Genomic DNA, 11480 nt, shown 5'->3' on the forward strand with positions numbered 1-11480 from the left:
GCGCCGGCCGAAACTTGTGGCCGCTGCGGTTTGCCACGGAATGTGGCGGTGAGCGGCTGAATCCGATGCCGCTCGCTACTGCTGCCTTGGCGCTCGCGGACTCTTTCGATATCCGGTGGCCTGCAACTTGTGCCGCCGTCTGGCGGTTGTTCCTCCGGCCTTATCGGCCGGGTCGCGCCGCGATCCGGACCCCTCCGGTTCGTCGCGTATGGGACATCCGTCAAAGGGATGTCCGTCGAATGTGACCGGCGGAGCCTAGTGGCAGGTTTTGTTCATGGCAAGTGCCGGGCTCGACGGGTTCACGTTGTGCTCACAATCGCAAGAACATCGCTGATACATCAGCGAACCTGTTCGCATCATGCGGGCCAGCGTTCGCGCAATTCGATGTCGATGATGTCTTCGTTCCATCTCAGCGCGTGAGATTTTCCTTGTTCGGCGAGTGCATCGTTGATGACGGCGAGCGCCACGTTTGCGTTGTCCGTCGCAACGACATCGAGCAGCTGCGCGGCATCGCTCTGTTCGTCGCGCAGCACCGTGCCCGGCGGCAGCGCTTGCGACAATACGACGCAATGCATATGCCGCTTGTGGCCACCGCGAAAATGCAGGCGCGCAGCGATTTCCTGGCCCGGATAGCAGCCTTTGTCGAAGGCGACGGCCTGCAATCGTTCCAGCGACAACGCGGGCGGCAGCAGTGCATCGAGCGCCGCATCGGGCAGCCACGGCCAGCCGAGATGAATCTGTTCGGCGCGCCATGCATCGTCCTGCTGCGCGCCGATCGTCATGCTGTGCATGCCGCAGCCGAGTACGACGGCATCGCCGCGCTGTTCGACCGTGTGCGACTCCATCGCGGCACTTGTGCCAAGTGCACGCACAGGCAGCGCCTGCAGCTTCACCTTGGAACGAAACACGAATCGCCGCAGCGCATCGGCGAACGGTTCGGCGCGTCCGCCGCGCAACAGCAGCAGCAGGCTCTTCTCGCTCAGTCGCGCCAGCTGGAACAGCGCGCGCACGCGCCCCTGGGCATCCAGCCAGGCGCTGAACTGCCAGCGTCCGACGGCGAGCGCGGCGGCGTTGCCGCTGAACTGGGCTTGGGCAAATGCGATGGCGTCGTCGCCTTCGAGGAGCAGGGTTTCGGCTTGGAATGTCACGGGCATGGCGGGACGGATGGGGGCGGGCGGGAGCATCCGCAAGGCGTGCGGGCCAACTCGTTGGTCAAGCCGGGGCGCAGTCGTCAAGGTTGTGCCGTTTTAACGCAAGTATTAACCTTTGCCGGCTTACTGAACCCATGTCCGACACATCCTCCCATCCCGAATCTGATTCGGCCGAGTCCAAGCCCGCTTCCGCTCCGGCGGAGAACCACTCCGTGCCTGACGGCAAGGAGCAGGGCAAGGTTCCGGCGGAGCGGCCGGCACCCGATCCCACCCGCTACGGCGACTGGGAAAAGAACGGGCGCTGCATCGACTTCTGACCGCCGCGCCGGCGCGTGACGCGTCGGCATGGTGGCCATGGGACGGCGTACGGACATAAGCGATTCCACACAGGATAGCCGCCATGGCAGACACGCGACGACCGCTCTCTCCGCACCTTCAGATCTATAAGTGGCAAGTGCAGATGGTGACCTCCATCGTGCACCGCGCCACCGGCATCGCCCTGGCGGTCGGCACCTTGCTGATCATGTGGGGCCTGCTCGCCCTGGCCGGCGGCGAAGCCAGCTACAACCAGTTCAAGACCTGCATCGGCAGCCCGATCGGGCTGGTGCTGCTGTTCGGCTGGAGCTGGGCGCTGTTCTTCCACCTGTGCAACGGCATCCGCCACCTGGTGCAGGACGCCGGCGCCGGCTACGCCATCGCCCAGTTCGTGCGTTCGAGCTGGCTGTCGGTGATCGGCAGCCTGGTGCTCACCGTCCTGGTCTGGGCCTATGTGCTGGCCGGAGGTGCCGCATGAGCGCCAACGCCAACAGCAAGGACCTGCGCAATCCGCTCAAGCGCGCGCGCGGCCTGGGTTCGGCCCAGTCGGGCGTGGGCCACTGGTGGACCCAGCGCCTCACCGCCGCCGGCCTGATCTTCCTCGGCATCTGGTTCGTGGCCTTCGTGCTGTGCTCGCTGCACGCCGACTACGCCACCGCCAGGGCCGCCGTGGCCAGGCCGTGGAATGCGCTGCTGCTGATCGCCTTCACCGTCACCGCGTTCTGGCACGCCGTGCTCGGCCTGCAGGTGGTGCTGGAGGACTACGTGCACACCCGCTGGCTCGAAGTGGTGTCGCTGGTGTTGATCAAGTTCGTCGCCGTGCTGGGCGCGCTGGCCTGCGTGCTGGCCGTGGTGCGCGTGGCTCTGGGAGTGTGAGTTCGATGGAAGCCTACAAGGTTCAACAGCATAAGTACGACGTGATCGTGGTCGGCGCCGGCGGCGCGGGCCTGCGTGCCACGTTCGGCCTGGCCGAGAAGGGGCTCAAGGCCGCTTGCATCACCAAGGTGTTCCCGACCCGCTCGCACACCGTGGCCGCGCAGGGCGGCATCTCCGCCGCGCTCGGCAACATGGGCGAGGACGACTGGCGCTTCCACTTCTACGACACCATCAAGGGTTCGGACTGGCTGGGCGACCAGGACGCCATCGAGTACATGTGCCGCGAGGCCATTCCCTCGATCATCGAGCTGGAACACTACGGCGTGCCGTTCTCCCGCACGGAAGAGGGCAAGATCTACCAGCGCCCGTTCGGCGGCATGACCACCCACTACGGCAAGGGCACCGCGCAGCGCACCTGCGCCGCGGCCGACCGCACCGGCCATGCCATCCTGCACACGCTGTACCAGCAGGCGCTGGCGCATGACGCCACCTTCTTCATCGAGTACTTCGCCACCGACCTGATCTTCGACGAAGAAGGCGTGTGCCGCGGCGTGCTCGCGCTGGACATGAACGAAGGCACCCTGCACGTGTTCCGCGGCCACGCCGTGGTGCTGGCCACCGGCGGCTACGGCCGCGCCTACTTCAGCGCCACCTCGGCGCATACCTGCACCGGCGACGGCGGCGGCATGGTGCTGCGCGCCGGCCTGGCGCTGCAGGACATGGAGTTCGTGCAGTTCCACCCCACCGGCATCTACGGCTCCGGCTGCCTAATCACCGAGGGCGTGCGCGGCGAGGGTGGCTATCTCACCAACTCCAACGGCGAGCGCTTCATGGAGCGCTACGCGCCGAACGCGAAGGACCTGGCCTCGCGCGACGTGGTCAGCCGCGCCATGACCATGGAAATCCGCGAAGGCCGCGGCGTCGGCGAGCACAAGGACCACATCCACATCAACCTGATGCACCTGGGCGCCGGCGTCATCCACGAGCGCCTGCCGGGCATCGCCGAGTCGGCGCGCATCTTCGCCGGCGTGGACGTGACCAAGGAGCCGATCCCGGTCATCCCGACCGTGCACTACAACATGGGCGGCATCCCCACCAACTACCACGGCGAAGTGGTGCAGAAGCGCGGCGACAACGTCGACGCGGTGGTGCCGGGCCTGTTCGCCATCGGCGAGGCTGCCTGCGTGTCGGTGCACGGCGCCAACCGCCTGGGTTCCAACTCGCTGCTCGACCTGGTGGTGTTCGGCCGCGCGGTGGCGCACCGCTGCGCCGAGATCGTCAAGCCGGGCGCGCCGCACAAGGATCTTCCCGCCAGCGCGCTGGACCAGGCGCTGGGCCGCTTCGACGGCCTGCGCTACGCCAAGGGCAGCCTGCCCACGGCGAAGATCCGCGCCGAAATGCAGCGCACCATGCAGAGCGACGCCGCGGTGTTCCGCACCGGCGAGTCGCTGAAGGAAGGCTGCGAGAAGATCTCGAAGGTGTACGACTCCTTCAAGGACGTCGGCGTCAGCGACCGCTCGCTGGTGTGGAACTCCGACCTGATCGAGACGCTGGAGCTGTCCAACCTGCTGGGCCAGGCCGTGGCCACCATGTACTCGGCCGAGCAGCGTCCGGAAAGCCGCGGCGCGCATGCCCGCGAGGATTTCCCGGACCGCGACGACGTCAACTGGCAGAAGCACACCCTGGTGTCGGTGGACGACAAGGGCAAGGCGAACTTCGATTTCCGTCCGGTGCACATGTACACCATGACCTCGGACGTCGAAGTGGTCCCGCCGAAGAAGCGCGTTTACTGAATTTGAGCCCGGAACCACTGAGGTTCTGCTGACGTTGTACCGGCGCTCGCCAGACGGGCGCCTGAGGACAACACGATACCGAGAGGCAAACATGGCAGAGTTCTCTCTACCCAAGAATTCCAAGGTCCAGCCGGGCAAGCACTACCCGGCCAAGGACGCGAAGAAGCCCCGCACCTTCCGCATCTATCGCTGGACGCCGGAAGACGGCCAGAACCCGCGCATCGACACCTACGAGGTGGACCTGGCCGCGTGCGGCCCGATGGTTCTGGACGCGCTGCTGAAGATCAAGAACGAGATCGATCCGACGCTCACCCTGCGCCGTTCCTGCCGCGAAGGCATCTGCGGCTCGTGCGCGATGAACATCGACGGCACCAACACCCTGGCCTGCACCAAGGCGATCAGCGACTGCGCCTCCGGCGACGTCAAGATCTACCCGCTGCCGCACATGCCGGTGGTGAAGGACCTGGTGCCGGACCTCACGCACTTCTACGCCCAGTTCGCCTCGATCAAGCCCTGGCTGCGCACGCAGAGCCCGGCGCCGGCCGACAAGGAGCGCCTGCAGTCGCCGGAAGACCGCAAGAAGCTCGACGGCCTGTACGAGTGCATCCTGTGCGCCTGCTGCTCGACCAGCTGCCCGAGCTACTGGTGGAACGGCGACAAGTACCTGGGCCCGGCCATCCTGCTGCAGGCCTACCGCTGGATCGTCGACTCGCGCGACGAGGACACCGGCGCCCGCCTGGACGACCTGGAAGACCCGTTCAAGCTGTACCGCTGCCACACGATCATGAACTGCGCGCGCACCTGCCCGAAGGGCCTGAACCCGGCCAAGGCGATCGCGGAGATCAAGAAGCTGATCGTGGAGCGCCGCGCACCCTGACGGCGGCTTCCGTCCCCTCCCATGGCCCGCGGCTTGCCGCGGGCCATGTCGTTTCAGCCACCAGCTCATGAGCACCGCCATGGACGAAGCCCGCATCAAGCGCCTGCGCTGGCGCACCCGCCGCGGCACCCGCGAGCTCGACGCCTTGTTCGGCGGCTGGCTGGACGAGCGCTTCGCCCAGGCCGACGAAGCCATGCGCGCGGCCTTCGACGAACTGCTCGACGTGCAGGACCCGGACCTGTGGGATTGGGTCATGGGCCATGCGCAGCCGCCGCGCGAGGACTGGCAGGCGATCATCGATGACATCCGCGCCCGCCATCGGCTTTGAGTACGCGCCATCGCGCCTGGCTGCGCGAAGCTGCATTGGCATGGCGCTGCTGGCGGCCGCCGCGGTGTGGCTGTGCGGCATGCCGTGGTGGGGCAGGTTGATGGTGAGTTACGCGCTGGCAGCCTTGTTGGTCGTCGAACGGCGCCATCGGCGGCATCCGGCCGTGACGGCGGCGGGCTGGGCCGCGGACGGCAGTTGGACGCTGCGCGATGCGCACTCCGCCGACACCGCGGCCACGCTGCGCTCGTCCCGCCTGCTGGGCGGCTGCGTGTGGCTGTGCCTGCAGCCTTCGTCGGGCCGGGCGGTGAACCTGCTGCTGGCGCCCGACAACAGCGACGAGGACCTGCGCCGCCGCCTGCGCATGCGCCTGGCCGCCGCCCTGCCGGGCCGCTGAGCGGCGGCTTGCCGAACCGCAAGGCTTGGGGCACTCTGCCGCGGCGTCGCGGTCTGATCCCGCTGACCGAAGGCAGCATCCTGGGGCGTCCTCCGCGATGCCGGGCGGCCAGCCCACCGAATCCCACGAGCGACCCGTCCATGTTCCGACCGCTAGAGCTTTTCATCGGCCTGCGCTACACGCGTGCCAAGCGACGCAATCAGTTCATCTCGTTCATCTCGACCGTCTCCATCGTCTGCATCGCCATCAGCGTCACCGCGCTGATCACGGTGATGTCGGTGATGAACGGTTTCGACAACGAGCTGCGCACGCGCATCCTCGGCGCCATCTCGCACGCCACGGTGTCGGGCCTGGCCGGCGAGAGCGTGCAGAACTGGGAGCGCGCGATCCAGATCGCCGAGGCCAACCCGCACGTGCGCGGCGCCGCGCCCTATGTGGAGGCGCAGGCCTTCCTGCAGGCGCGCCGCTCCAGCGGCGCGCTGGTGCGCGGCATCGATCCGGCGCAGGAGCCGAAGGTCTCCGACATCGACAAGCACATGATCGACGGCAAGCTGGACGCACTGCAGCCGGGCAAGTGGAACATCGTGCTGGGCCGCGAGCTGGCCATGAGCCTGGGCGTGGCGATGGGCGACCACGTCACCATGGCCGTGCCGGAATTCCGCGCCACGCCGATGGGCAGCGTGCCGCGCCTGCGCAGCTTCACCGTCGCTGGCATCTTCGAGCTGGGCATGCAGGAGTTCGACTCCAACCTGGCCCTGGTCAGCATGCAGGACGCCGAGCGCCTCAACAGCATCGGCGGCCCCACCGGCATCCGCCTGCGCCTGGACGACATGTTCAATGCGCGGCCGGTGGCGAAGGAGCTGGCCAACAACCTTGGCCAGGTCTACCGCATGGATACCTGGATGGACAGCCATGCCAACTTCTTCTCGGCCATCTCGATGGAGAAGAAGGTGATGTTCATCATCCTCTCGCTGATCATCCTGGTGGCGGTGATCAACCTGATCTCGATGCTGATGATGCTGGTCACCGACAAGCAGGCCGACATCGCCATCCTGCGTACGCTCGGCTCCACCCCGCGCAGCATCATGGGCATGTTCATGGTGCAGGGCGTGCTGGTGGGCTTCGTCGGCATCGGCTTCGGCGTCACGCTGGGCTCGCTGCTGTCGTGGCGGCTGCCGCAGATCGTCAAGTGGATCGAGCGCACCTTCCACACCACTTTCCTGTCGCCGGACGTCTATTACATCAGCGAGCTGCCCAGCAAGCTGCAGATGGACGACGTGGCCAAGGTGGCGCTGGTGACCTTCCTGTTCTCGCTGCTCGCCACGCTGTATCCGGCATGGCGCGCTTCCCGCACGCAGCCGGCGCAGGCGCTGCGCTATGAATAAGCCCATGACCGAAAATGCCATCGTGCTGCGCGCCAGCCACATCGCCAAGACCTACGAGGAAGGCGGCCTGCACACCGACGTGCTCAGCGACGTGAGCTTCGCGCTGAAGCGCGGCGAGACGCTGTCCATCGTCGGCGCGTCCGGCTCCGGCAAGAGCACCTTGCTGCATATTCTCGGCGGCCTGGACACGCTGACCAAGGGCGAGGTCGAGGTGGAAGGGCAGCTGCTGTCCTCGCTGTCCGACGCCGAACGCGGCCGCGTGCGCAACCGCTCGCTGGGTTTCATCTACCAGTTCCACCACCTGCTGCCGGAATTCACCGCGCTGGAAAACGTGTGCATGCCGCTGCTGATCCGCGGCGTGTCGATTCCGGAAGCGCAGAAGCGCGCCTCGGACCTGCTCGAACGCGTGGGCCTGGGCCAGCGCGTGGCGCACAAGCCGGCCGAGCTTTCCGGCGGCGAGCGCCAGCGCTGCGCGGTGGCGCGCGCGCTGGTGACGCGTCCGGCCTGCGTGCTGGGCGACGAGCCCACCGGCAATCTGGATGAGGGCAATGCCGAGCACGTCTACGAGCTGATGCTGGAGCTCAATCGCGAGATCGGCACCAGCTTCGTGCTGGTCACGCACGACACCCGCCTGGCGGCGCGGATGGATCGCACGCTGGAGTTGCATAACGGCGTATTGCGGGAACGTCCCGCGCACTGAAGCCGTACTTGGCCGACATGACGCGTCGGCCGATGCCTACAGCGTTTTCGTACTTATTGCGGACGCCATCGCGTTAGCTTGAGCCATCTCCCACGGATGGATGATGGCGGTGCGCGAGTACGGAGCGATCCTGCTGGCGCCGGCGTTTCTTGCCGGCGTGCTGGCGGTGCAGTGGATGCCGGTGCTGCCGCCCAAAGGCTGGGCGGCGGCGCTGCTGGTCCTGATGGTCTGGCTCGCGTGGTATTCGCCGCGGGCGCGTGTCGTTTCCTTTGTGATGATGGGCGCCGCCTGGGCCGCGTGGTGCGGTGCGCGCGCGATGGAGTCGCGGCTGCCACTTGAGCTGGAAGGGCGCGATCTGGTCGTGGTCGGCACGGTGGCCGGCTTGCCGCAGGTACGGGAGGAGGCGACGCGGTTCCTGTTGAAAGTGGAGCAGGCGTCGGTGAGCGACGAGCCTGTCGCACTGAATGGCATGGTGCGGATCGCGTGGTACGCCACCGCTCGTACGGCGATTCCCGCCATCGTTCCTTGCACGCGCTGGCGGCTGGCGTTGCGGCTCAAGCGGCCGCGCGGGCTGGTCAATCCGGGCGGCGCCGATGGCGAACGCGGTGCGCTGGAGCGTGGCATCGTCGCCACGGGATATGTGCGCGATGGTCCGTCCAATGAAAGCCTGGGCACGCCGTGGTGCATCGATGGCTGGCGTGCGGCGATCGCCGACGGTATCGCGCAGCGTGTCGCGGATGTCCGCGCCGCCGCCTTGCTGCGTGCCTTCGCCGTGGGCGATACGCGCGGCCTGAGCCAACGCGACTGGGAAGTGGCGCGCGCCAATGGCGCTTCGCACCTGATCGCGATTTCGGGCTTCCATGTCGGCGTGGCGGCGGTGTCCGGCGTCGGGCTGGTGCGGGTGATCTATATCCTGTGGCCCGGCTTCGGCCTGCGCCTGCCGCGGCGGCAGATGCAGGCGATGGCCGCGCTGGGGTTCGCCGCGCTCTACAGCGCGCTGGCCGGGTTCGGCCTGCCCACGGTGCGTACTTTGCTGATGATTGCAGTGGTGGCGCTGGCGCGCTGTTCGCGCCGCCATGTGTCGCCTGCGCAGTCGCTGGCGCTGGCCTTGTTCGGGATGCTCGCGGTCGATCCGCTGTCGGTGTTGAGCGCCGGCTTCTGGCTGTCGTTTGCGGGCGTCGCGTTCCTGATGTACAGCCTGGTCGCGCGCGAGGAAGGCTGGCGCGGCCTGGTGCGCGAAGTGACGCTGGCGCAGGCGGTGATGGCGGTGGCGCTGCTGCCGCTTACCTTGTGGTTCTTCGGCGAGACGTCGCTGGTCGGCGCGCTGTCCAACCTGGTCGCGGTGCCGCTGGTGAGTTTCCTGATCGTGCCGCTGACCCTGCTCGGCACCGTATTGCTGGTGCTGGCGCCGCCGCTGGCGGGGCCGGTGTTGGTGCCGGCCGGATGGCTGTGCGCGGCGCAGTGGTGGATGTTCGAGCGCGTCGCCGGCTGGCCCGGCGCGCATCTCTACGTGCCCGCGGTGCAGCCATGGGCGCTGGGCCTGGCGCTGCTCGGCGCCGGCTGGATGCTGTTGCCGCGCGGCACGCCGATGCGCTGGCTGGGTGCGCTGCTGTTCCTGCCGCTGCTGTGGCCGGCGGTGGAGCGTCCGCCGCAGGGCGCATTCCGCGTGTGGATGCTGGACGTGGGGCAGGGGCTGGCGGTGGTGCTGCGCACACGGCAGCACGCCCTGGTATTCGATGCCGGCGCGCGCTTTCCTTCCGAGTTCGACCTTGGCGAAGCCGCGGTGCTCCCTTCGCTGCGCGCGCTGGGCATCGCGCGGCTGGACCTGCTGGTGGTCAGCCATGCCGACAACGACCACGCCGGCGGCGCACCCGCGGTGGCCAAGGCGCATCCGGAAGCCGCGCGGCTGGCCGGCGAACCGGAGCGCACGCCGGTGCCCGCGGCCGCCTGTGCGGAAGGACAAGCCTGGAACTGGGACGGCGTGCGCTTCCGCATGCTCGGTCCGGCCATCGGCGCCGCCGGGGCACGCGGCAACGACCGCTCCTGCGTGCTGCTGGCGGAAGGCACGGGCGGCCGCCTGCTGCTCACCGGCGATATCGGCCTGCCGGCGGAACGCGGCCTGCCCGTAACCGTCGGATCCGGCCCGCCGCTGGTGCTGCAGGTGCCGCACCACGGCAGCCGCACCTCGTCCGGGCCGGCCCTGGTCCGCGGACTGGCGCCGGTGCTGGCCCTGGTCTCGGCCGGCTGGCGCAACCGCTTCGGCCATCCGCATCCGCTGGTGGCGCAGCGCTATGCCGCGTCCGGGGTGCCCCTGCTGAACACCGCGGAGCAGGGGGCGATCGAGGTGGATTTTCCGGCTGGCGGGGCACCTCGCGTGGTCCGCGCATGGCGCCGCCACCGCGCCCGCTACTGGCGCGAGCAAGCCCCTGCATGCGCCGGTTTCCAGGCCGTGTGCGATGCATCGCGCATTTGCCACGGGCGCCGCGGAACCGCCGGACGGGACTGCTATGATGCGCCCCTGCAATTCGATCGCATGGGTGGGTGTAGTCGTGCTGGATATCCTGATGGCTGGCGGTTGGGCAATGCTGCCCATCCTGATCTGTTCGGCGATCGCGCTGGCGATCGTGCTGGAGCGCTGCTGGACCCTGCGCCGCAAATCGGTCCTGCCGCCGGGCCTGGGCGACGAAGTGCGCGAATGGGCGCGCTCGGGCCAGCTCGATCCGGCCCACCTGGCCACCCTCGCCACCGGCTCGCCGCTGGGCGAACTGCTGGCCGCCGCGCTGGCCGTGCGCAACCGTCCGCGCGAGCTGATCAAGGAGCGCATCGAGGATACCGGCCGCCATGTGGTGCACAACATGGAGCGCTACCTCAACACGCTCGGCACCATCGCCCTGATCGGCCCGCTGCTGGGCCTGCTTGGCACCGTGGTCGGCCTGATCCGCATGTTCATGGACGTGATGAAGGGCGGTGTCGGCGATCCGCTGAAGATGGCCGGCGGCATCGGCGAGGCGCTGATCTGCACCGCCAGCGGCCTGGTGGTGGCGATTCCCGCCTACGTGCTGCACCGCTATTTCCGTTCCAGGGTGGCCGGCTACTGCGTGGAGATGGAGAAGCAGACCACCGTGCTGCTGGACGAGCTCACCGTCGCCGCTCCGGCCGCGGCGCGTCCGCGCCGTCCGGCCGCCGAGTCGACCGCGGGCTGACCCGGCATGCGCATCGGCAACGACCGCCGGCAGGACGACTTCGAGATCAACGTGATCTCGCTGATCGACGTATTGCTCACCCTGCTGATGTTCTTCGTACTTACCACCACCTTCGTCCAGCACACGCGGATGCAGGTGACCCTGCCCAAGGCCAGCGCGGACGAGCGCGACATGCAGGCGCCCGCGCTCACTATCGTGGTGGACCGCGACGGGCACTACTACGTCGGCACCGACGAAGTGCTGGGGCAGGGCATCGAACCGCTCAAGCAGGCCATCGCGAACATCGCCGGCGACGACCGCGAACGCCAGGTGACCATCCGCGCCGACGCCATGACGCCGCACCAGAACGTGGTCACCGCGATGGACGCGCTCGGCCAGCTCGGCTTCACCAAGCTGTCCATCGCCACTACGCCGACCCAGGCGGGCTCGCGCTAAATGGGCGCCGAAACAGCGGGCGC

Annotated in this window: 12 protein-coding genes and 1 pseudogene; 12 read left to right on the top strand and 1 reads right to left on the bottom strand. The window is 68.1% G+C overall.

The features are described from left to right. Window positions 1-356 precede the first annotated feature (356 nt). Window positions 357-1154, bottom strand: a complete 798-nt coding sequence (locus FHW84_RS19030) for a folate-binding protein (protein ID WP_167257566.1) — start codon at window positions 1152-1154, stop codon at window positions 357-359. A gap of 209 nt (window positions 1155-1363) precedes the next feature. Between FHW84_RS19030 and FHW84_RS23500 the strand changes: the two genes are divergently transcribed. The 12 genes and pseudogenes from FHW84_RS23500 (at window position 1364) to FHW84_RS19090 (ending at window position 11457) form a co-directional block, all read left to right on the top strand. Next, on the top strand, window positions 1364-1468 hold the full coding sequence (locus FHW84_RS23500) for a DUF1674 domain-containing protein (protein WP_343203625.1): 105 nt from the start codon (window positions 1364-1366) through the stop codon (window positions 1466-1468). A gap of 83 nt (window positions 1469-1551) precedes the next feature. Continuing rightward, window positions 1552-1944 carry a succinate dehydrogenase, cytochrome b556 subunit gene (sdhC, locus tag FHW84_RS19040; RefSeq protein WP_167257568.1) on the top strand — a complete coding sequence of 131 codons (393 nt, stop codon included), beginning with the start codon at window positions 1552-1554 and terminating at the stop codon, window positions 1942-1944. Beyond that, window positions 1941-2342, top strand: a complete 402-nt coding sequence (gene sdhD, locus FHW84_RS19045) for a succinate dehydrogenase, hydrophobic membrane anchor protein (protein WP_167257569.1) — start codon at window positions 1941-1943, stop codon at window positions 2340-2342. The genes sdhC and sdhD overlap by 4 nt, the downstream gene beginning before the upstream one ends. A gap of 5 nt (window positions 2343-2347) precedes the next feature. Then, window positions 2348-4135: a succinate dehydrogenase flavoprotein subunit gene (gene sdhA / locus FHW84_RS19050; RefSeq protein ID WP_167257570.1), complete on the top strand. Its 1788-nt coding sequence runs from the start codon at window positions 2348-2350 to the stop codon at window positions 4133-4135. A gap of 91 nt (window positions 4136-4226) precedes the next feature. Further along, entirely contained in the window at window positions 4227-5012 is a 786-nt protein-coding gene (locus FHW84_RS19055; RefSeq protein ID WP_167257571.1) for a succinate dehydrogenase iron-sulfur subunit, read from the top strand. A 67-nt stretch (window positions 5013-5079) separates the two neighbouring features. Then, window positions 5080-5340 carry a succinate dehydrogenase assembly factor 2 gene (locus FHW84_RS19060; protein ID WP_243868202.1) on the top strand — a complete coding sequence of 87 codons (261 nt, stop codon included), beginning with the start codon at window positions 5080-5082 and terminating at the stop codon, window positions 5338-5340. After that, entirely contained in the window at window positions 5312-5734 is a 423-nt protein-coding gene (locus FHW84_RS19065; protein ID WP_167257572.1) for a protein YgfX, read from the top strand. Before FHW84_RS19060 ends, FHW84_RS19065 begins: the two co-directional genes overlap by 29 nt. 140 nt (window positions 5735-5874) lie before the next feature. Next, the gene (locus FHW84_RS19070) at window positions 5875-7119 is read left to right on the top strand and encodes a lipoprotein-releasing ABC transporter permease subunit (RefSeq protein WP_167257573.1); all 1245 of its coding nucleotides are present in this window, start codon (window positions 5875-5877) and stop codon (window positions 7117-7119) included. Next, on the top strand, window positions 7112-7819 hold the full coding sequence (gene lolD / locus FHW84_RS19075) for a lipoprotein-releasing ABC transporter ATP-binding protein LolD (protein ID WP_167257574.1): 708 nt from the start codon (window positions 7112-7114) through the stop codon (window positions 7817-7819). Before FHW84_RS19070 ends, lolD begins: the two co-directional genes overlap by 8 nt. Window positions 7820-8042: 223 nt before the next feature. Beyond that, window positions 8043-10094: pseudogene (locus tag FHW84_RS19080) on the top strand (DNA internalization-related competence protein ComEC/Rec2); the annotation flags it as partial. Between the two features lie 289 nt (window positions 10095-10383). Continuing rightward, the gene (locus FHW84_RS19085) at window positions 10384-11022 is read left to right on the top strand and encodes a MotA/TolQ/ExbB proton channel family protein (protein ID WP_167257628.1); all 639 of its coding nucleotides are present in this window, start codon (window positions 10384-10386) and stop codon (window positions 11020-11022) included. A gap of 6 nt (window positions 11023-11028) precedes the next feature. Then, entirely contained in the window at window positions 11029-11457 is a 429-nt protein-coding gene (locus FHW84_RS19090; protein ID WP_167257629.1) for a biopolymer transporter ExbD, read from the top strand. Window positions 11458-11480: the final 23 nt, after the last annotated feature.

This window comes from Dyella sp. SG562 (assembly GCF_011759495.1).
In the GTDB taxonomy this organism is placed as follows: domain Bacteria; phylum Pseudomonadota; class Gammaproteobacteria; order Xanthomonadales; family Rhodanobacteraceae; genus Dyella_D; species Dyella_D marensis.